Here is a 20111-nt window from a genome sequence, read left to right on the forward strand (position 1 = left end):
AGACCGAGGGCCGGGCCCCACCACGGCCCGGCTCGCGGGTCTGCGTGTGCGCAGGGGCCCGCGCACACGCGTGCGATGCGAGCGCCGGTCAAGCCGGCTCCGCCGCACATCACGGGTTGCGTGGGCGTGGGCGAGGTCCGGTGAAGGCATTTCAGTTTCGTCCGGCGGGATTTACGAATAGGGGGTCGGCGATAGGGGTTGTCATTACAACCCCCCGCGGACCACTATCAAACTCGATTTCGATATCGGGCATCGGAGGGTGAGCCCCCCTGAGACGGGGCGGCTTCACCACAGCACCGGTCGGCCGTCGCGAACCGATGGACAATCCCGGGATTCTTCGCGGCAATCGGTGCCATTGAATGGCGAAGTCGCCGGATGGAGCTGATATGCGTTTCCTACCTGATGCGGAAGAATTGACGGCCGCGGTCGTGGGGCTGGGCTATGTCGGATCTTGTGTGGCCGCCGTGCTGGCCGAGAGCGGCATGAATGTGATCGGCGTCGACACCGATCACACGCTCATCGACGAATTGGAAGCCGGGCACTGCCGGTTCAGCGAGGCCGGTCTGCCCGAACTGATCGCCGGCAACCTCGCCGCGGGGCGGCTGCGCGTCACCACGGATTACGAGGGCGTGTCCGGCGCCGACGTCGTGGTCGTGGCCGTGGGCACACCGGCAGGCGATCGAGGGGTGCTCGTCGAGACCCAGATCAGAGCGGCCTGCGACGAGCTGAGCAAGCACATCAGGGCCGGACAGCTCGTCATCGTCAAGAGCACGATGCCTCCCGGCCGCACCCGTGACCTGGTCATCCCGCTCCTCGAAGGCGGCGGCCTGGTGTGCGGCAGGGACTTCGGGCTGGCGACCTGCCCGGAACGGCTCTCAGAAGGCGTCGCGCTCAGTGAACTCCGCACTTTCCCGATCGTCGTCGGCGGTTGGTGTGAGGACAGCGGTACGGCGGCAGCCGCGTTCTGGCGCAGGGCCGTGGGCGTCGAAGTGATCGTCGTCGGCTCGCTGGAAGCCGCGGAGATGGTGAAACTCGCCGACAATTGGTGGATCGACCACAACATCGCCCTCGCGAATGAACTCGCCAAGGTGTGCGCGCTTTTCGAGGTCGACGTGCTGAACGTCATCGCGGCCGCGAATACGATTGCCAAGGGCTCGGGCAACGTCAACATTCTTTTGCCGAGTGTCGGAGTGGGCGGTTCGTGTCTCACCAAGGACCCGTGGATGGTATGGCGCACCGCTCACGAGCGAAATGTTGACCTGCACACGATTCCGGCCGCCCGTGAAGTGAACGACTCGATGCCGCATTACACGGCCGGCCTCATCGTCGACGAACTCGCCAAACTCGGCAAGAAGCCCGGCGAGGCCAAGGTCGCCGTGCTCGGGCTGGCCTTCAAGAACAACACCGGCGACCTGCGGGCGACCCCGACTTTGCCGGTGGTGACGGCCCTGCGGGAGGCCGGCGCCGAGGTCGCCGTCTTCGACCCGCTGGTGAACGCCGACGAGGCGGAGAAGACCTTCGGCATGCGGATGGCGGCCTCCCTCGACGAGGCCGTCTCAGGTGCGGACTGCCTGGCGGTGCTGGCCCTGCACCGCGAGTTCGAGGCGGTCGACCTCGCCGCGCTCAAGGAGCGGGTCGCACCCTCGTGCGCCGTGGTCGACGGGCGTGCGTATTACCCGAGGAAGACGATCGATCGGCTTCGCGAGCTCGGCTTCGCCTATCGCGGGATCGGAAGGTAGGGGCATGGCCAAGGTCGTGGTCACCGGTGGGTGCGGCTTCGTCGGCAGCCACCTCGTCGAGCGCCTCGTCGAACAGGGCGACGAGGTGGTCGTGTTCGACGGAGCGGCGCCGCCGCCGGGCCAGGGCGCCCGGCAGGAAGCCGTGCGGTACATCGTGGGGGACATCAGATCCGAGGGGCAGCTCGCCTCGGCCGTCACCCGGGGCGTGGACGTCGTCTACCACCTCGCCGCCGTGGTCGGCGTCGACCGCTATGTCGACCGGCCTCTCGACGTCATCGACATCAATCTGAACGGCACACGCAACGTGCTGGAGCTCTCGGAGAAGGCCGGCGCGAGAGTCGTCGTCGCGAGCACCAGCGAGGTCTTCGGCAAGAACCCCGTGGTGCCGTGGGACGAGGACGCCGACCGTGTGGTCGGCAGCACCGCCACGGAGCGCTGGAGCTATTCGTCGAGCAAGGCGCTGGCCGAGCACCTGACCTTCGGCTACATCCGCCAGCACGGGCTCGCGGCCTCCATCGTGCGCTACTTCAACGTCTACGGTCCGCGCCAGCGCCCGGCCTTCGTCGTCAGCCGCAGTGTCCACCGCGCGCTGCGCGGCCTGCCTCCGCTCATCTACGACGACGGACGGCAGACCCGGTGCTTCACCTACGTCGGGGACGCCATCGACGCGACGATCACGGTCGCCGCCGCGGACAAGGCCCTCGGCGAGGCGTTCAACATCGGAAGCTCCCACGAGAGCACCATCCGCCAGGTCGTCGAACTCGTCGTGGAACTCACCGGCGGAACCCTCGCGGTCCCCGTGGACCCCCGGGCGAGCTTCGGCGAGAGCTATCAGGACCTGTCCAGAAGGATCCCGGACACGGCGAAGGCACAGGCGCTCCTCGGCTGGAAGAGTACGGTCGACCTGCGCGAGGGCCTTACCCGGACGATCGAGTGGGCCCGCGCCAACCCCTGGTGGCTCGAACAGGACGACAGCGGCCCGTCCTGACCTGCCACCTCCGCAACCCAGGGGGCGGGCCGCCGGAAAGGCGGCCCGCCCTGACGGTCTCTCCGCTGCGGCCACGGGCCGGGTCCGCGGTGCTCTTCGCCGGCACGAAGGCGTATGGGCCCGTACGGCACAGCCGCGCTGGGCCTTCGGCCGTGTGTGCTTGTGCCGTACGGGCCCTGGGTGCTCAGGTGCGTGAGGCCGCGATGAGGGCGCCGACGACCGTGTCGACGGCGTCGTCGCTCAGGTGCGGGCCCATCGGGAGGCTCAGCACCTCGTCCGCGAGCCGCTCGCTGATCGGGTAGGACGCACCAGGGGGCGTCTGCCCGGCGTAGGCGGTGGAACGGTGCACGGCGCCGGGATAGTGGATGAGCGTGCCGATGCCTGCGGCGGCCAGGGCGTCCTGGAAGTGCCGGCGGCGCGTGGTGCGTATGACGAACAGGTGCCACACCGGGTCGGCGTAGGGCGCGACCGCGGGGAGGACGAGCTCGTCGACGCCGGCGAGTTCTTTGAGGTAGCGGTCGGCGACGTGGGTGCGGCGGGTGTTCCACTCGTCCAGGTGGGCGAGTTTGACGCGCAGCACGGCGGCCTGGAGCTCGTCGAGCCGTGAGTTGGTCGCCTGGATCTCGTGTTCGTATTTGACCCGCGAGCCATAGTTGCGGAGCAGCCGCAGCCGCTCCGCCAGGGCGGCGTCACGGGTCACCACGGCTCCGCCGTCGCCGAGCGCGCCGAGGTTCTTGCCGGGGTAGAAGCTGAAGGCCGAGGTGAAGCGGGACCCTATGCGCCTGCCGCGATAGCGGGCCCCGTGCGCCTGTGCCGCGTCCTCGACGACGTGCAGGCCGTGCCGTACGGCGATGGCCTCAAGGGCGTCCAGGTCGCAGGGATGGCCGTAGAGGTCGACCGGCATGATCGCCTTGGTGCGGGGGGTGACCGCCGCCTCGATGCGCGCCGGGTCGATGGTGAAGGTGTGCTCGTCGGGTTCGACCGGCACGGGACGCGCCCCGGTGGCCGAGACCGCGAGCCAGGTCGCGATGAAGGTGTGCGCCGGCACGATCACCTCGTCGCCGGCGCCGATGTCCAGTGCGAGGAGCGTGAGTTCGAGCGCGTCGAGGCCGCTGCCGACGGCCACGCAGTGGTCGGTTTCGCAGTAGGCCGCGAACTCCTGCTCGAACGCGGTCACCTCGGCGCCGAGGAGATACCAGCCGGAGGAGAGCACACGCTGGACGGCGGCGTCGATGTCGGCCCGGAGTTCCTCGTAGGGGGCCTTGAGGTCGAGGAAGGGGATCTTCACGCGAGTGCTCGCGCGTCGCGGAGGAACTCTTCCCGGTCGCGGTAGTAGTCCCCCTCGTCGTAGACGTCGGACACCAGCCACAACCCCACCGTGCCCGGCGCGAAATTAATCATGTCCCGCCAGACCATCGGGCCCATGTAGAGACCCTTGCTGGGGTGGTCCAGCACGAACGTGGCCTGGGAGAAGCCGTCGTCCACGACGACCTCGAACCGGCCGTGCACGGCGATGATGATCTGCCGGAGCCTGCGGTGACCGTGCGCGCCTCTGGCGGCTCCCTCCGGCATGCCGTACATGTAGTAGGCGCGCTTGATGTCGAAGTCGATCTCCTTGCCGCTCTGGACGACGCAGAGATGTCCGCGTTGATCGCTGATCTCCTTGAGGTCGATGATGTGGCACGGTTCCACCCTGCCGACGGTGGGGCTCCCGCCGCCGGCATTCGAAGAAGAATTCACAGACCCTTCGCCTTCCTTTAGTGGGGCGCCGTTCTCTGCCGTCCCGTGCATTGTTTTCCGTACAATTAGCGGAGAACGTGCTCCGTCTCGCCAGCGGGACAAACGCTATTTCTGGAGCGCCTGATGGTCAAGGACGATTGATCATCGCCTCTACTGTGCATCCGCGGTGGACGTCGCCCGCCGAACAGATCGGAGATGCCGTTTATGAGGAAACCTGCCCTTCTATCAGATCCGCCGGGCGTGGAGAATGAGGAGTTCGGGCGCCTGCTGGTGAAGTCGGCATTGGCCGGGGACAGCTCCGTCGTGCCGCTCGCGGAGTTCGAGGAATGGTATGCGCGGCAACTGCACACGGCTCGGGCCGATGTGGAAAGGATCCCGTTCGCCGAACTCGAGGGGTGGGATTTCGACCCGGCCACAGGCAACCTCGGGCACCGCAGCGGGCGCTTCTTCAGCGTCGAGGGGCTGGCCGTGACCATGCGCAGCGAGCCCTTCCTGGCCTGGTCACAGCCGATCATCGATCAGCCCGAAGTCGGCATCCTCGGCCTGCTGGCCAAGGAGATCGACGGCGTGCTGCACTTTCTGATGCAGGGCAAGATGGAGCCAGGCAACATCAACTCCGTCCAGCTCTCGCCGACGGTGCAGGCCACCCACAGCAACTACATCGGGGTGCACCGCGGCGCCAACGTGCCCTATCTGGACTACTTCATCGAGCCGAGACCGGGCCGCGTCATCCTCGACGTGCTCCAGTCGGAGCACGGCTCGTGGTTCTGGTGCAAGCGCAACAGGAACATCGTGGTCCTGGTCGACGACGACGTGCCCGCCCGCGACGGATTCTGCTGGCTCACGCTCGGCCAGCTCCACGAACTGCTGCGCGTCGACAACCTGATCAACATGGATTCGCGCACGGTGCTCGCCTGCCTGCCCTTTCCCGTGCCCGCCTCCGCGCCGGGCGGTGGGAGCGAGTTTCACGACGCGCTTGTGCGCTCGTCGCGGGAGGACGTCCGGGGACTTCACTCGGCCGAGGAGAACCAGAGCTGGTTCACCGAGGCCCGCACGCGGCCCCTGGTGGAACGCCGGCGTGTGGGCCTTGGCGGGATTCCCGGCTGGAGCCGTTCCGAGCGGGAGATCACCCATGAGGACGGCAAATACTTCAAGGTCGCGGCGGTCGCCGTACAGGCCGGGAACCGGGAGGTGCGGCAGTGGACGCAGCCGCTCTTCGTGCCGGTGGGCCACGGCGTGGCCGCCTTCCTCACCAAGACGATCGGCGGGGTGCTCCACCTGCTGGTCCAGGCCCGGCTGGAGCCCGGCCTGCTGGACGTGGTGGAACTCGGGCCGACCGTGCAGTGCACACCGGAGAACTACGCCGGCGGGGAGCGGCCGGCCTTCCTGGACTATGTGCTGGCCGCGGACGCGGGCAAGATCAGATATGAGGCGCGGCTGTCGGAGGAGGGAGGGCGGTTCCTGCACGCCGTCAGCAGATATCTCGTGATCGAGACGGACGAGGATTTCCCCCTCGACGTCCCGCCCGGCCACCGGTGGATGACGGTCGCGCAGCTCACCGGCTTGCTTCGGCACAGTTACTACTTGAACGTGCAGGCACGCACGCTGATCGCCTGTCTGCGGAGCCTTTAGAGAGGGGACCTCGTGAAGGTTGAACCCGTCCGCATGGGCGTGATCTCAGGGGCGGACATCGCCTGGCGGCGCACCGTGCCCGCCATGCTGGCGAGCCGCAACGTCGAATTGCTCGCCGTGGCCAGCCGCGACGCGGGCAAGGCGGAGCGATTCGCCCGGCGGTTCGGGTGCGACCCCGTCGTCGGCTACGACGGCCTGCTGGAGCGCGACGATGTGGAAGCCGTCTATATTCCGCTGCCGACGGGCCTGCGGCGGCAGTGGGTGGAGCGCTCATTGGCGGCCGGCAAACACGTGCTCGCGGAAAAGCCGCTGGCCACCGGTCATGCGGAGGCCGAGGCGCTGGTGGAGGCGGCGGAGACGCTCGGCTTGACGCTGGCGGAGAATCTCACGTTCACCGCGCATTCGCAGCACGCGACCGTGCACCGGCTGCTCGCAGAAGGGGCCGTCGGGGAGTTGCGGGCGTTCACCAGCGACTTCGGCATCCCGCCGCGGGCCGTCGAGGACTTTCGCGCTCGGCCTGAGCTCGGCGGCGGCGCGCTGCTGGAGGTGGGGGTCTACCCGATCCGGGCGGCGCAGCTCTTTCTCGGCCCGGAGCTTGAGGTCCGCGGGGCGTCCCTGACCCACGACCGCCCCGGCGGGGTGGACGTCGGGGGCGCCGCGCTGTTCGCCTCCGCCGAGGGCCTCACGGCCCAGATCGGCTTCGGTTTCCGGCACTCCTACCGCAGCGTCTACACGCTGTGGGGGGAGAAGGGCACGCTCACCGTGAACCGGGCGTTCACGCCGCCCGACACGCTGCGGCCTGTGGTGCGGATCGAACGGCAGGACCACGTCGAGGAAATCACTCTCGACGCCGACGGTCAGTTCGTCAACGCCCTCGACGCCTTCGCCCAGGCCGTGCGTGAGGGAAAGGGGGGTGGATTGGGGGCGGAATCAATGCTCGCACAGGCGAGATTGGTGGACGGGATTCGTGCCTTCGCAAGCATGGAGTCGCCCCTTCCGAGAAATCCTTAGAAATCGCTACTTAGCCCGTGGACTGGGCTCGTGTATGTTGAAGACAACCCCGGACTTTGAGCACGCGCATCCCGTGGTGCCGGTCCCGGTGAGATGCATCCGAGGAGCTCGCAATGACCCATACGACTCGGTGCCGCATTTGCGATGGCGCCGTGGAAGAATTCTTTGATTTCGGTCGCCAGCCGCTTTCTGACCGCTTCGTCCGACCCGACGAGCTGGAAAACGAGTTCTTCTTCCGTCTCGCGGTGGGAATATGTGCGTCCTGCGCGATGGTGCAGCTGATGGAAGAGGTTCCCCGCACGCACATGTTCCACGAGGATTATCCGTACCTCTCCTCCGGCTCCTCGGTGATGCGCTCGCACTTCGAGGAGCTGGCGAAGCGGTTCCTGGCCACCGAGCTCGGCGGGCCCGACCCGTTCATCGTCGAGCTCGGCTGCAACGACGGCGTCATGCTCAAGACTGTCGCCGACGCCGGGGTCCGGCACCTCGGGGTGGAGCCCTCGGGCGGTGTGGCCGAGCTGGCCAGGGCCAAGGGGATCGAGGTGCGCAAGGACTTCTTCGAGGAGTCGACCGCGAACGACATCCGGGACGGGAAGGGGCCGGCCGACGTCATCTACGCGGCCAACACACTTTGCCACATTCCCTACATGGAGTCCGTGCTCCGCGGGGTGACGGCGCTGCTCAAGCCGTCCGGTGTGTTCGTGTTCGAGGACCCCTACTTCGGCGACATCGTGGAGCGGGCGTCCTTCGACCAGATCTACGACGAGCACTTCTACTTCTTCACCGCCACGTCGGTGCGGTCGATGGCCCGGCGTTTCGGCCTCGACCTGGTCGACGTCGAGCGGATCCCGGTGCACGGCGGCGAGGTGCGCTACACGCTGGCTCCTGCGGGGCAGCGCACCCCGGCGCCCGCGGTCGCGGAGCTGCTGGCGGAGGAGGAGGCACGCGCGCTGTCCGGCCGTGACACGCTGCTGGGCTTCGCCAGGCGAGTCGAGACGATCCGCGAGCAGTTGCGCGAAGTGCTCCAGCGGGCCAAGGCCGAGGGCAAGACGGTCGTCGGCTACGGCGCGACCGCGAAGAGCGCCACCGTGACCAACTTTTGCGGGATAAATCCGGACCTGGTGTCGTTCGTGTGTGACACGACCGAGGCCAAGCAGGGACGGCTCACCCCGGGTGTCCACATCCCGGTGCGCGGGCCTGAGGCCTTCCGCGACCCCTACCCGGACTACGCCCTGCTGTTCGCCTGGAACCACGCCGACGAGATCATGGCCAAGGAGCACGAGTTCCGCGCCGCCGGCGGCAAGTGGATCCGCTATGTGCCCGAGGTTCACGTCGTCTGACCGGAGTCACTCGCCATCGCCCACCGTTTACGAGCGGTGGGCGATGGCGAGTTTTTCCAGTTCGGGGATGATGTCGGCGGGGGAGGGCATGGCGAGCATCTCGTCGCGAAGGCGGCCGGCTTCGCGGGTGTGGGAGGGGTCGGTGAGCAGCCGGCGGACGGCGTCGCGTACGGCGGGGCCGGCCGCCTGGCCGGAGGGGATGAAGATCCCGGCGCCGCGGTCGTGCAGCAGCTGCCCTTTGACGGGGGCGTCCATCATGTCGGCCAGGACAAGCTGGGGGACGCCGTGAAGTGAGCTGGTGGAGAAGGAGCCGCCGCCGCCGTGGTGGATGACGGCGGAGCAGGTGGGGACAAGGACGCTGAGGGGGACGAACGGAACGGTCCTGACGTTGTCCGGGACGTGGGTGAGCTGGTCCCGCTGGGCGTCGGGGATGGTGGCGACGACTTCGATGTCGAGGTCGCCCAGGGAGGTGAGGATGTCCTGGATGGGGACGCTGTAGCCGTCGAGCCGTTCGGTGGCGGAGGTGCCGAGGGTGAGGCAGACGCGGGGCCGCTTGGGCGGGGTGCGGAGCCAGTCGGGCACGGTGCCGGTGCCGTTGTAGGGGACATAGCGCAGCGGCACGTGATGGTAGTCGAGGTCGAAGCGCATGGAGGGCGGGGTGTAGTCGAGGGTGAAGTGCCCGGTGGTCATGTCCTCGGTGAACTCGACGCCGAACTGCGCGCCCTGTGACCCGATCCACTCGGCCAGGCTGTCCTCGCGCCGCTGCTCGGGCTGTTCGTCCCGCAGCCGCACATAGTGGGCCCGCATCCGGGCGAACACGTCGAGTCCCCACATGAACCGTGCGTGCGCCGCGCCTGACGCCTTGGCCGCGATCGGCCCGGCGAAGGAGATCGGCTCCCAGATCACCAGATCCGGCCGCCAATACCGGCAGAAGTCGGTCAGGTCGGCGATCATGGGATTGTTGATCACCCGCCACCACCAGGGCACCAGCGACCGGTACCCCCACGACAGGTACTCCCAGGTGAGCTTCTCCGGCCTGACGTCGGCCAGCTCGAACGCCGGGAGCCCCGCCCCCTTCTCCTTCACCATGGCCGAGATGCGGCGCAGCCGGTGGTCGGTGCCGACGGGCACGGCGGTCAGCCCGGCGTGGGTGATGGTGCCGGTCAGCTCGGGCTGACTGGCGACCCGCACCTCGTGCCCCGCGATGTGCAGGGCCCACGCCAGCGGCGCCATGCCCAGAAAATGCGATTTATCGGCGTATGAGGTGAACAGGATGCGCATGGTCTCCCTCAACGATGAGCGGCCTGTGCCGGGGCAGCGCGATATTCGAAGGCGAGCTTTTCCAGCTCGGGAACGACGTCGGCCGGGGAGGGCATGGCGAACATCTCCTCGCGGAGGCGTCCGGCGTCGCGGCGGTAGGAGGGCTCGGTGAGCAGCCGGTGGAGGGCCTCCCGCACGGCGGGGCCGGTGGCCTGCTCGGACGGGATGAAGATCCCCGCGCCGCGATCGTGCAGCATCTGGCCCTTGATGGGAGCGTCCACCATGTTGGCGAGCACGAGCTGCGGGACACCGTTGATCGAACTGGTGGAGAAGGAGCCGCCGCCACCGTGGTGGATGACCGCCGAGCAGGTGGGCACCAGAGCACTGAGAGGAACGAACGGAACGGTCCTGACATTGTCCGGGACGTGGGTGAGCTGGTCCCGCTGGGCGTCCGGGATGGTGGCGACGACTTCGATGTCGAGGTCGCCCAGGGAGGTGAGGATGTCCTGGATGGGGACGCTGTAGCCGTCGAGCCGTTCGGTGGCGGAGGTGCCGAGGGTGAGGCAGACGCGGGGCCGCTTGGGCGGGGTGCGGAGCCAGTCGGGCACGGTGCCGGTGCCGTTGTAGGGGACATAGCGCAGCGGCACGTGATGGTAGTCGAGGTCGAAGCGCATGGAGGGCGGGGTGTAGTCGAGGGTGAAGTGCCCGGTGCTCATGTCCTCGCTGAACTCCACGCCGTATTGCTCGCCGCGTGCGTTGATCCAGTCGGCCAGGCTGTCCTGCCGCTGGGCCGGCGGCTGCTCGGCTCCCACCCGCAGGTAGTGACTGCGGATTCTGGCGAACACGTCGAGTCCCCACATGAACCGCGCGTGCGCCGCGCCTACCGCCTTGGCCGCGATCGGCCCGGCGAACGTGACCGGCTCCCAGATCACCAGATCGGGCCGCCAATACAGGCTGAAGTCGGTCACGTCCTTGAGGATCGAATCGTTCACGAGGCGGGCCCACCACACCACGAAGCCCCGGTACCTCGGCTTCAGGTGATCCCAGGGAAGGTGCTCGGGCCGGTTCTCGGCCATGTCGAAGTCATACTCGTCGCCGAGTTGCCGGCAGATGTCCAGGACCCGGGTCAGATGGTGATCTTTACCGACGGGCACAGCGGTCAGCCCGGCGTGGGTGATGGTGCTGGTCAGCTCCGGGTGGCTGGCGACACGCACCTCGTGGCCCGCGTTGTGCAGGGCCCACGCCAGCGGCACCATCCCAATGAAATGTGTTTTCTCTGCATAAGAGACGAACAGGACGCGCATGACTCCCTCATCGGTGAGTGGTGTGTGCCGGGAGGCCACGAGTGGGGTAAGCCGGAACGCCGCTGATGCCACGGTGATCGGCGACCAGCCGCTCCAACGTCGGCACCAGGGCGGCGGGTGAAGGCATGGCGAGCATCTCGCCGCGGATCCTCGCGGCGCCCGCGCGCAGCGACGGTTCGTTCAGCAGCCGCCGCACGTGATCGGCGATCAGCGTCCCCTTGGCCGCATCGGGGGCGATCGTCAGGCCGGCCCCGTGCTCGGCGAGCCGCCGCGCGAGGATCAGCTCGTCGAACACGCTCGGCAGGACAAGCTGCGGCACGCCGTACGTCAGTGCGGTGAACACCGTGCCGGGACCGCCGTGGTTGATGACCGCCGAGCACGTGGGCAGGAGCACGTTGAGCGGGACGAAGTCAGCGATCGTCGTGTTGGGCGGGACGCCGGTGAGTCGTTCCGCCTGAGATCGGGGGAGGGTGGCGACGACCTCGACGTCGAGCTCGCCCAGCGAGGTGAGGACGTCCTGGACGGAGACCTTGAAGGCGTCGTGGTGACCGACCGCCGACGTGCCGAGGGTGAGGCAGACGCGGGGGCGCTCCGGGGGAGCGCGGAGCCAATCCGGCACGACGGACCGTCCGGTGTACGGAGTGAACCGCAGCGGGACGTAGTCGAGATCGACGTCCAGGCGCAGGGACGGCGGGGTGTAGTCGATCGTCGCCTGGCCTGTGGTCATGTCCTCGGAGAACTCGACCCCCGCGTACTTCTCCCCGCGCAGGCCGATCCACCGCGCGAGGGCGTCCTCGCGGGCGTCCGGCGGCTGCCGGTCCCGGACCTGCACATAGCGGCCGCGCATGGCGCCGAAGAGATCGGCGCTCCACACGAACCGCACGTGTGCGGCACCGCAGGCCTTGGCCGCGATCGGCCCCGCGAAGGTGATCGGTTCCCAGATCACGAGGTCGGGCCGCCACTGCCGGCAGAACTCCGTCAGCTCGCCGATCATGGGATCGTTGATCACCCGCCACCACCAGGGAACCACCTCGTCGCCGAATCCCGCCGTGAGGTAGTCCCAGGTGAGCTTCTCCGGCCGGTCCTCGGTGAAGTCGAACGGCGGTGGTGCGTCCGGGTCGAGGGTGTCGGCGAACTTCAGCAACATGCCCAGGTTGTGGTTGCCGCCGACGGGCACCGAGGTCAGGCCGGCTCGTGTGACGTGGCCGGTCATCGCCGGCTGGCTGGCGACCCGCACCTCGTGCCCCGCGTTGTGCAGAGCCCATGCGAGCGGGACCATGCCGCTGAAGTGTGTCCATTCCGCATGGGTGGCGAACACGACGCGCATCGGTCTACACGCCCGTCACAGGTTCGCCAGCACGTCGCGGAGCGCGCCGATCACCTTGTCCTGATCGCTGATCGTCAGCGACGGATACATCGGGAGGGAGAAGATCTCCTTCGCCGCGGCCTCGGTGACCGGGAACGCACCTTCCGCGTAGCCCAGGTGGGCGAAGCCGCTCATGGTGTGCACAGGCCACGGGTAGCTGATGTTGAGGGCGATGCCATACGACTTGAGCGACTCGATGATCTTGTCTCGCGCCGGGTGCCGGACGACGTAGACGTAGTAGACGTGGTCGTTGCCGGGCGCCGTCGCGGGGAGCACGATGTCGGTGTCGGCGAGCGCCTCGGCATAACGCGCCGCCACGGCCCGGCGCCCGGCGATGTAGTCGTCGAGCCTGGTGAGCTTGCGCCGGAGCACCTCCGCGTGCACCTCGTCGAGGCGGCTGTTGTGGCCGGGCGTCCGGACCACGTAGTAGCGCTCCTCCATCCCGTAGTAGCGCAGCCGCCGCAGATTGGCGTCCACCTTGGGGTCGGAGGTGATCGCCGCCCCGCCGTCGCCGTAAGCGCCGAGAACCTTGGTCGGATAGAAGGAGAACGCCGCGGCGTGGCCCATCGAGCCGGCGATCCGGCCGTGGTGCCTCGCCCCGTGCGCTTGCGCGCAGTCCTCCAGGACCGCCAGGTCGTGCCGGGCCGCCAAGGCGAGCAGCGGCTCCATGTCGACGCACTGGCCGTACAGATGCACGGGTAGCAGGCAGCGTGTGCGCTCGGTGATGGCCGCCTCGACCTGGGCGACGTCCATCAGATAGGTGTCCGGGTGGACGTCGACGAAGACCGGGACCGCGCCGACCGCGTCGATCGCCACGACGGTGGGCGCCGCCGTGTTGGACACGGTGATCACTTCGTCGCCGCGCTCGACGCCGAGCGCCTGAAGCCCGAGCACGAGCGCGTTGGTCCCGTTGTCGACGCTCGCGCAATGCGCGACGCCGTGATAATCGGCGAAGGCTTGTTCGAAGCCTCGCACACTCTGCCCGAGAACGAGCTGACCCGAGCGGAAGACCGAATCCACGGCATCGAGGATGTCGTCTCGCTCGTTCTCATATTCCTGCCGGTAATCCCAGACATGAAGAGTCATGGTCGTGCGTCACCTCCGCAAATCCGTAAGCGGGTGAGCCGTATGGTCAGCGACCGCCCTGGCCGAACTCGCCGCGGAGGTACATCTCGCGGCAGGCGCCGCGCCGGACCTTCCCGCTCGTCGTCCGCGGCAGCGCGCCACGGCGCACCATAATGACGTCATGCGCGATCAGGCCGTGATGGCGTGAGATCTCACTGCGCAGAGACTGAACGATTTCTCGCCGCTCGTCCTCGCCTGCGTCGAGGGTCTCCCTCGTGCTCTCGATGAGGACGATCAGGTGTTCCGCACCTCCGGTTCCCGCATCCGCGTCGCCACCGCCGGCCTTGACGGCGAACGCGGCTGCCGAGTCGACGGGGCTCGCCGCGAGAACCGTCGACTCGATGTCCTCCGGATAGTGGTTCCGGCCGCGGATGATGATCAGGTCTTTGACCCGTCCCGCCACGTGAAGCCGGCCGTCGAGCAGGAAGCCCAGGTCGCCGGTCCGCAACCACGAGCCCTCACTCTCGGTGCCGTCCGGGTTCAGAAGACGCCCGGCGAACACCTCGGCCGATCGCTCCGGCCGCCCCCAGTAACCGTCGGCGACATTCGGCCCGCTCACCCAGATCTCCCCGACCTCGCCCTCCCGCTTGGCACGGTTGTCACCGGGATCGACGATCCGTACGGTGACCCCGGCGTGCGGCGGGCCGCAGTCGACGAGGCGAACAGCCCCGGGGGCGCCCGCCGCGCACAGGACGGCCCGCCCCTCGCCCAGCGCGACACGATCGATGTGGCGATCGGTCACTCCCTCACCCACCGGGGTGCCGGTGACCGGAAGGGTGGCCTCGGCAAGGCCATAGCAGGGCGTCGGGACCGCCGGCGCCATCCCGCACGAGGCGAACGCGGCGGCGAACGCCTCGGTCACCTCGGCGTACACCGGCTCGGCGGCGACGCTGATCGTGCGCAGGCAGCTAAGGTCCAGGGTGCGTTTCTGTTCCTCGGTGACGCGGCGCACGCAGTGCAGCAGTGTGGAGGGAGGGGTTACGCTCCAGTCGGCCCGGTGGTCGCTGATCGCGCGCAGCCAGCGAGACGGGTCCTGAATGAAGGCCATCGGACTGAGGTGGACCGCGTGGGCGCCGGCGCTGAGCGGCGCCACGATCCCGCAGATCAACCCGAAGTCATGGAAGAACGGGAGCCAGGACACCACGGTGGCCGCGGGAAAGTGAGCGTAGAGCTGCTCCACTGCGACCGCCATGTTCTCCCGGGTGACTCGGACACCCGCGGGTGTCCGAGTGGAGCCGGAGGTGTATTGCAGGCAGGCGGGCGATCCCGGCGGGAGATCACGTCTCCGCCAGGCCGCGCCTGAGCCTGCCGCGACCACGTCCACGTCGATCACATGAGAGGGCTTGCGGTCCATCCGATCGAGCACCCCCGCCACCGCCGTGTGCGCGGTGGTCGTGGTGAGAACGCAGGTGGGAAGGCAGTCGCCCATGGCCGACGACAGCCGGTCGTTCGCACGCATGCTCTCGGGGGCGTAGAGGGGAACCGCCACGACTCCCGCGTAGTCGCAGGCGAGGAACGCCACGACATAGTCGAGCCCCTGACGGCAGAGCACCGCCACCCGGGCACCGGGGGCGCACCGAAACTGGAGTTCCGCCGCTACGGCGCGGGCCCGCCGGTCGAGTTGGGCGTAGGTCAGCGTGGTCGCCGTGCCGCCCTCGCGAGTGCCGCTCCCACGCCTGATCCCGTAGTCCAGGAACGTGACAGCGGGGGAGTTCCCGGACACCTCTGCGAAGTATCGGACCGCGTCCCCGAGATGGCGCGGCGGGCGGTGGTCGGACGATGCGCCGGATACCGGTCCCTGGATGGTGGTGTCGCTGTCCTGCGAAACGCCGATATCCGTGCTCATCTCTTCTCTCCTGCCCTCCTGTGCTTAGTGCTTACTGTCGGCCTGGGCGATCTCCCTCACAGGTCCGGGAGCTGAGCCGCCGTTCAGCTGTGGGTAGCCGTCCTTCACATCCAGCGTCGACCTGGCGGCGTTGTCCAGGATGGAGATGATCCAGGTCAGCAGATCCTGCTCGTGGGTCTTGGCCGCCTCTTGCCAGAGTTCCTTCTGCGGAGCTATGACACTCATCTGGATGTGAGTGACCTCCACGGCGCTCTGGCCGACGGTGCGGCCGGCCTTGATGCGCCGCCTCAGTTCGTTCCGAGACCACTTGAACCTCTCGGCCTTGTTGAGCCAGCTCTCCTGCTCCGCCTCCGGCAGGCTCGCGACCTCGGCGTGGTGCTGGAAGCTGAGCTTGTCCCGCCGCCGCGGCACGCTGAACTGCCTGGCCACCCAGGCGTAGTTGCGCAGCGTCTGGTAGTCGAGCGACGTCTCGGCCACCGCACGCTTGTATCTGTCGGGGTATTGCGCCTGCCCGTAGATGAGCCAGTCGCCGAGCCACCACGCGGAAGAGTCCGAAATGATGAATATCTGCCGCCCCAAACGACTCCACTCGGCGATCGGCATGCCGACGGGCAGAGCGAGCGCGGTCCGTCTGGTCAAGCCGGGGCCGTTTAATGAGAGGCGATTGTTGTGGATGGGCTCGATCGGGTTGCGGTCCGTAGCCGCTAGGTGCTGGTGACCGTTCCCCTTGGGCATGGTCTCACATCCTTCGCTCGATCAACCGTCATCAAGGAGTGATTCTGCCCTAGCGGTTAGCGACCGTTTCTAGACAGGTTCTAGACGGCTGCGGCGTAAAACTTGGTGCCATTCGAGGTAGTCCGAGGTTATGAGCCGGCCTCTTGTTTAGGAAGCCGTTCAACGATGAAATCGGCTAGTTCGGCGAATGTCTTGCCGGAAAACGCGGCCATCTCATCAAGTAGTGGTATGCCGTACTTGTCTTCCAGGGCCAGGACCAGCAGCACGTAAGAGAAGGAGTCGAGCCCCCCGAGATCGGTGAGCTCTGGGATATCGCCCAGGTCCAGCATCTCGTTCGCCGCCATCTCCTCGTTGCTGAAGAGAAGGATCTTGAGCGCCTCCCGCTCAACGCTGTCCTGGACTTCCTTCTTGACGTTCGCCACGACCATCTCGATCAGTGTCCTTCCATGCGGGGCCGGTCTGTCTGGTCCTCGGCCGAGCCGAGCGGGGTCTGCACAAGCCGTGCCAGGGTTCGCGGGCCCTCAGGCACCCACTGCTCCCGGTAGACGGCGGAGATATAGAGGTCACGAAGCTGCCCGCGGTCATACAGATGCTCTGAGAGCGTCGCCTCGTGGGCCGGCTTGAGAAAGGCACTACGGGCCTCGAAGCCGGTGTCCGCCGTCCAGAAGTAGACCTTCCTGATATTCCACATGGCAAAGGCGTAGTTGACGACGAGCATGGTCGCCTCCTCCGCCGTGCCGTCCGACGCCGCGCTCTCGTCGGTTACCACGCTCGCCTGAACGTGTCCGCCCGCCTGGTCGAGGTGGTGTAATGAGGCGAAGCCAACCGTCCTGCCGTTCTCGCGGCGTTCGACCATGAATTTGGCGGAGATGTCGCTCAGGTGCATCATCGCGAACAACTCCGCCGAGGAGAGATTCTCCAGACCGGCTTTCTGGAGGAGTTCGTAGACGGTGACCCCGTCTGGCGGATCGGCCGGCCGGAGCAGCGTCCTGCCGGTTTTGACATGCGGAAAGAGCACTGTCATCCACCTTCATATTCGCTCGAGTGGATCTGGCTAATCTCGGTGCCGAGGGAAACTCGAACCGTCTCGCCAGCGGGACAGACGCTAGTTCTGACGTGCTCGGACAGTCAAGCCATTCCCGATGCGCGCCCCGTGTGCGAAACGATTCCATAAAATCTGCCGATCGGGCGTGGCCCGGCACCCCGGATCGCTATTGACCGGGGCAGGATTATTTAGGAATCCCGGGCCGCTCGGATTATGTCCGATCTCTTGTCATGCGGCCGCCGAATGGACATCGTATTCGGTGGCGCAGATCTACAGGCCGGTTCGCACCGGAGGGAAGTGGGATGAGAACAGAATGACACTGCAGATCGAGAAATCGCCGATCGTGGGGTCGCTTCGCGAGCCGATCACCCCGGAAGGCCGCGACCTGCTGGACATCGTCACGACGCATCTTCCCGCGATCGGTGCGGTGGCTGCGGAGAACGACAGGCAGGGCACCTTTCCGGCCGCCGTCTTCGAAGGGTTACGCAAGGACGGCGTCATGGGCGGGACGGTCCCCACCGAGTTCGGTGGGTTCGGCGTCGGGTGCATGCACGACGTCGCTCTTGTGCTCATGAAGGTCGCCGAAGCCGACGCCTCCACAGCGCTGGCCCTGCATATGCAGCTCAGCCGCGGCCTGACACTGGCCTACGAATGGCGGAGGGGGTCGTCGGTCGCGCGGTCGCTCGCCGAACGGGTCCTGCGCAAGATGGGCACGGAAGGCGCGGTCGTCTGCACGGGCGTCAAGGACGCCCCCAAGGGCGGCATCGTCACGACGCTGCTCCCCGCCGAGGGGGGCGGCTGGACCTTGTCCGGACGTAAGACCTTGGTGAGCCTCGCGCCGATCGCCACGGACTTCGCCATCTACGCACGCGCCCACGTCCCCGACGGTCCTCCCCGCTACGCGCTCGCCGTCCTGCCCAGGCAGTCGCCCGGCCTGACGGTGCTCGACAACTGGGACGGCCTCGGCATGCGCGCCTCGGGCACCGTCGACATCGTCTTCGACAACTGCCCGATCGCGCCGGAGGACGTCCTCCTGCGCGAGGTCGCGGGTGAGCGGAACATCGCCATTCTCGCGGGGCAGACGGTCAGCTCCATCGCGATGCTGGGGATCTACACGGGCGTCGCCCAGGCCGCGCGCGACCTGGCGGTCGGTCAGCTCAAGCGGCGCGGCAAGGTGACCTCGGGCGCGGTGCGGACGCTGGTGGCCGAAATGGACGCCCGGCTGTTCACCCTGCGCTCCTCGGTCGCCGGCGCCCTCGCGGTCGCCGACGCCCTCGCCTATGACGAGGTGACCGATCCGGCGGAGCGCGGCCTTCAGATGATGACGCCGTTCCAATGCGCGAAGCTGATGGTCAACCGGCTGGCTCCGGCGATCGTCTCCGATTGCCTCACGGTGGTCGGCGGCGCGTCGTATTCCGGGTCCAATCCGCTGTCGCGGCTCTACCGCGACGTCCGCGCCGGCGGCTTCATGCAGCCGTACACCTACCCCGACGCCGTGGACTACCTGAGCGGTCAGGTGTTCGGGCCCCTCGATGAAGGACAGCAGGGATAGGAATCTGAATGCGAGTACTATTCACAGCTTATGCTGAGAAGGCGCACTTCCTCGGCATGGTGCCGTTGGCGTGGGCCATGCAGAACGCGGGTCACGAGGTCCGGGTCGCCAGCCAGCCCGAACTGACCGACGTCATCACCCGCGCGGGACTCATCGCGGTCCCCGTCGGCAAGGACCACATTCTGCACAAGCTCGACCACGGCCATGATCCCGGGGCGGACTTCGACTTCGACTTCGCGGAAACCCGCGAGGAGAAGCTCACCTGGGACTACGTGAAGAGCGGTTACGGCGATCTGTTCGTGCCCTGGTGGGCGCGGGTCGTCAACGATCCGATGATCGGCCAGCTCACGGAGTTCGCCCAGCAGTGGAAGCCGGATCTGGTGATCTGGGAACCGGTCACCTTCGCCGGCGCCATCGCGGCCAAGGTGTGTGGCGCGGCGCATGCTCGCTTCCTGTGGAGCATCGACCTGTTTGCCATGATGCGGGCGCGCTACATGCAGTTTGTCAATGAAAAGCAGGATGTGCGGCAGGACGCTCTGCGGCGCTGGATCGACAACAGAGCCGAGAGGTTCGGAGCGTCCTTCTCCGAGGACATGGCCAGCGGGCACTTCACCATCGACTGCCTGCCCCCCTCGGTGCGGTTGCGGTTCGACGTCGACGTGAAGTACCAGTCGATGCGTTACGTGCCCTACAACGGGGTCGCCGAGCTGCCGAGGTGGCTGCGTGAGGATCCGGAGCGCCCGCGCGTGGCCATCACGCTCGGCACCTCGGCGACCGAACGCGTGGGCAACCTGCCGATCTCCGTACAGAACGTTCTCGATGCCGTCGCCGACCTCGACATCGAGGTCGTGGCGACGCTGCCGGAGGAGGAGCAGGCCAAGCTCACGGCCGTGCCGGACAACACCAGGCTGGTGCCGTTCGTGCCGCTGGACGCTCTGGCGCCGACCTGCTCGGCGGTGATCAACCACGGCGGCGGGGGCACCTTCATGACCACGCTGGTGCGGGGTGTGCCGCAGCTCATCCTGCCCTTCATGTTCGACGACGCGATGCGCGCGCGGCGGCTGGCCGCGGCCGGCGCGGGGATGAGCATGGAGAAGGGCGACGTGAGCACGGACACGGTGCGCACGAAGCTGCTGGCCCTGCTTGAGCAGCCGTCCTACAAGGAGAACGCCGCCAAGCTCCGGGACGAGGCCATGAGCATGCCCAGCCCGAGCGACTTCGTGCCCGAGCTTGAGCGCCTCACGGCCGAACACCGCGACGCGGCGGTCTCCGGCGCCTGACGGGCTAGGGGAGGGGGAGGACGGCGATCGGCCTCACCATGCGGGGCGTGACAGCCCGCGTGACTCCGGCACACGCCGCCGTCCTCCAGCGGGAGCCAGGGTGCACGCCACGGCGATGCTGCGCACGTCCTTGAACGCGGGAGTCGTA

17 protein-coding genes are annotated in these 20111 nt (G+C 67.6%); 7 read left to right on the forward strand and 10 right to left on the reverse strand.

What is annotated here, in order from left to right; all coding sequences use genetic code 11:
• Nucleotides 1-386 precede the first annotated feature (386 nt).
• Together Ssi02_RS04395 and Ssi02_RS04400 are read left to right on the forward strand one after the other, a co-directional pair.
• Nucleotides 387-1739 (forward strand): nucleotide sugar dehydrogenase, encoded by a 1353-nt coding sequence (locus Ssi02_RS04395; protein ID WP_204021217.1) that lies wholly within the window; start codon nt 387-389, stop codon nt 1737-1739.
• Between the two features lie 4 nt (nt 1740-1743).
• A complete protein-coding gene (locus Ssi02_RS04400; RefSeq protein WP_204021219.1) occupies nt 1744-2727 on the forward strand; it encodes an NAD-dependent epimerase/dehydratase family protein in 984 nt (327 codons plus the stop codon).
• Nucleotides 2728-2911: 184 nt separating this feature from the next.
• Here Ssi02_RS04400 and Ssi02_RS04405 read toward each other — a convergent pair whose 3' ends face one another.
• Together Ssi02_RS04405 and Ssi02_RS04410 are read right to left on the reverse strand one after the other, a co-directional pair.
• Nucleotides 2912-4015, reverse strand: coding sequence for a DegT/DnrJ/EryC1/StrS family aminotransferase (locus Ssi02_RS04405; RefSeq protein WP_204021221.1), 1104 nt, complete (start codon nt 4013-4015; stop codon nt 2912-2914).
• The gene (locus tag Ssi02_RS04410) at nt 4012-4467 is read right to left on the reverse strand and encodes a sugar 3,4-ketoisomerase (protein WP_204021223.1); all 456 of its coding nucleotides are present in this window, start codon (nt 4465-4467) and stop codon (nt 4012-4014) included. Before Ssi02_RS04410 ends, Ssi02_RS04405 begins: the two co-directional genes overlap by 4 nt.
• Nucleotides 4468-4671: 204 nt before the next feature.
• On the opposite strand from Ssi02_RS04410, the gene Ssi02_RS04415 reads away from it, so the two are divergent.
• The 3 genes from Ssi02_RS04415 to Ssi02_RS04425 all read left to right on the forward strand — a co-directional run bounded on the left by Ssi02_RS04415 (nt 4672) and on the right by Ssi02_RS04425 (nt 8450).
• Nucleotides 4672-6099, forward strand: a complete 1428-nt coding sequence (locus Ssi02_RS04415) for an NDP-hexose 2,3-dehydratase family protein (RefSeq protein WP_239128582.1) — start codon at nt 4672-4674, stop codon at nt 6097-6099.
• A 12-nt stretch (nt 6100-6111) separates the two neighbouring features.
• The gene (locus Ssi02_RS04420) at nt 6112-7110 is read left to right on the forward strand and encodes a Gfo/Idh/MocA family protein (RefSeq protein ID WP_239128583.1); all 999 of its coding nucleotides are present in this window, start codon (nt 6112-6114) and stop codon (nt 7108-7110) included.
• 113 nt (nt 7111-7223) lie between these two features.
• Nucleotides 7224-8450 (forward strand): class I SAM-dependent methyltransferase, encoded by a 1227-nt coding sequence (locus Ssi02_RS04425; protein ID WP_204021227.1) that lies wholly within the window; start codon nt 7224-7226, stop codon nt 8448-8450.
• A gap of 27 nt (nt 8451-8477) precedes the next feature.
• Here the strand turns inward: Ssi02_RS04425 and Ssi02_RS04430 are convergent, their stop codons facing one another.
• The 8 genes from Ssi02_RS04430 to Ssi02_RS04465 all read right to left on the reverse strand — a co-directional run bounded on the left by Ssi02_RS04430 (nt 8478) and on the right by Ssi02_RS04465 (nt 17104).
• Nucleotides 8478-9731 (reverse strand): activator-dependent family glycosyltransferase, encoded by a 1254-nt coding sequence (locus Ssi02_RS04430; protein WP_204021229.1) that lies wholly within the window; start codon nt 9729-9731, stop codon nt 8478-8480.
• A gap of 8 nt (nt 9732-9739) precedes the next feature.
• Nucleotides 9740-11014: an activator-dependent family glycosyltransferase gene (locus Ssi02_RS04435; RefSeq protein ID WP_204021231.1), complete on the reverse strand. Its 1275-nt coding sequence runs from the start codon at nt 11012-11014 to the stop codon at nt 9740-9742.
• Between the two features lie 7 nt (nt 11015-11021).
• The gene (locus Ssi02_RS04440; protein ID WP_204021233.1) at nt 11022-12341 is read right to left on the reverse strand and encodes an activator-dependent family glycosyltransferase; all 1320 of its coding nucleotides are present in this window, start codon (nt 12339-12341) and stop codon (nt 11022-11024) included.
• A gap of 15 nt (nt 12342-12356) precedes the next feature.
• Nucleotides 12357-13466, reverse strand: a complete 1110-nt coding sequence (locus tag Ssi02_RS04445; RefSeq protein WP_204021235.1) for a DegT/DnrJ/EryC1/StrS family aminotransferase — start codon at nt 13464-13466, stop codon at nt 12357-12359.
• A gap of 46 nt (nt 13467-13512) precedes the next feature.
• Entirely contained in the window at nt 13513-15351 is a 1839-nt protein-coding gene (locus tag Ssi02_RS04450; protein ID WP_204021237.1) for a fatty acyl-AMP ligase, read from the reverse strand.
• Nucleotides 15352-15375: 24 nt separating this feature from the next.
• Nucleotides 15376-15990: an LmbU family transcriptional regulator gene (locus Ssi02_RS04455; RefSeq protein ID WP_275410585.1), complete on the reverse strand. Its 615-nt coding sequence runs from the start codon at nt 15988-15990 to the stop codon at nt 15376-15378.
• Nucleotides 15991-16214: 224 nt separating this feature from the next.
• A complete protein-coding gene (locus tag Ssi02_RS04460) occupies nt 16215-16508 on the reverse strand; it encodes a phosphopantetheine-binding protein (protein ID WP_204021241.1) in 294 nt (97 codons plus the stop codon).
• An 11-nt stretch (nt 16509-16519) separates the two neighbouring features.
• Complete coding sequence (locus Ssi02_RS04465; protein WP_204021243.1) at nt 16520-17104, reverse strand: GNAT family N-acetyltransferase; 585 nt, start codon at nt 17102-17104, stop codon at nt 16520-16522.
• 340 nt (nt 17105-17444) lie between these two features.
• Here Ssi02_RS04465 and Ssi02_RS04470 point away from each other — a divergent pair, with 340 nt between their 5' ends.
• Complete coding sequence (locus Ssi02_RS04470) at nt 17445-18683, forward strand: acyl-CoA dehydrogenase family protein (protein WP_204021245.1); 1239 nt, start codon at nt 17445-17447, stop codon at nt 18681-18683.
• A gap of 8 nt (nt 18684-18691) precedes the next feature.
• Nucleotides 18692-19963, forward strand: coding sequence for an activator-dependent family glycosyltransferase (locus Ssi02_RS04475; RefSeq protein WP_204021247.1), 1272 nt, complete (start codon nt 18692-18694; stop codon nt 19961-19963).
• Nucleotides 19964-20111: the final 148 nt, after the last annotated feature.

The sequence above is a fragment of the Sinosporangium siamense genome (genome assembly GCF_016863435.1).
Classification (GTDB): domain Bacteria; phylum Actinomycetota; class Actinomycetes; order Streptosporangiales; family Streptosporangiaceae; genus Sinosporangium; species Sinosporangium siamense.

Bases quoted from the DNA above. Each gene is read 5' to 3' on its own strand.
- Ssi02_RS04435 (WP_204021231.1), bottom strand. From the start codon at position 11,014: ATGCGCGTCCTGTTCGTCTCTTATGCAGAGAAAACACATTTCATTGGG.
- Ssi02_RS04415 (WP_239128582.1), top strand. From the start codon at position 4,672: ATGAGGAAACCTGCCCTTCTATCAGATCCGCCGGGCGTGGAGAATGAG.
- Ssi02_RS04445 (WP_204021235.1), bottom strand. From the start codon at position 13,466: ATGACTCTTCATGTCTGGGATTACCGGCAGGAATATGAGAACGAGCGA.
- Ssi02_RS04470 (WP_204021245.1), top strand. From the start codon at position 17,445: ATGACACTGCAGATCGAGAAATCGCCGATCGTGGGGTCGCTTCGCGAG.
- Ssi02_RS04450 (WP_204021237.1), bottom strand. From the start codon at position 15,351: ATGAGCACGGATATCGGCGTTTCGCAGGACAGCGACACCACCATCCAG.
- Ssi02_RS04425 (WP_204021227.1), top strand. From the start codon at position 7,224: ATGACCCATACGACTCGGTGCCGCATTTGCGATGGCGCCGTGGAAGAA.
- Ssi02_RS04440 (WP_204021233.1), bottom strand. From the start codon at position 12,341: ATGCGCGTCGTGTTCGCCACCCATGCGGAATGGACACACTTCAGCGGC.
- Ssi02_RS04430 (WP_204021229.1), bottom strand. From the start codon at position 9,731: ATGCGCATCCTGTTCACCTCATACGCCGATAAATCGCATTTTCTGGGC.
- Ssi02_RS04400 (WP_204021219.1), top strand. From the start codon at position 1,744: ATGGCCAAGGTCGTGGTCACCGGTGGGTGCGGCTTCGTCGGCAGCCAC.
- Ssi02_RS04475 (WP_204021247.1), top strand. From the start codon at position 18,692: ATGCGAGTACTATTCACAGCTTATGCTGAGAAGGCGCACTTCCTCGGC.
- Ssi02_RS04395 (WP_204021217.1), top strand. From the start codon at position 387: ATGCGTTTCCTACCTGATGCGGAAGAATTGACGGCCGCGGTCGTGGGG.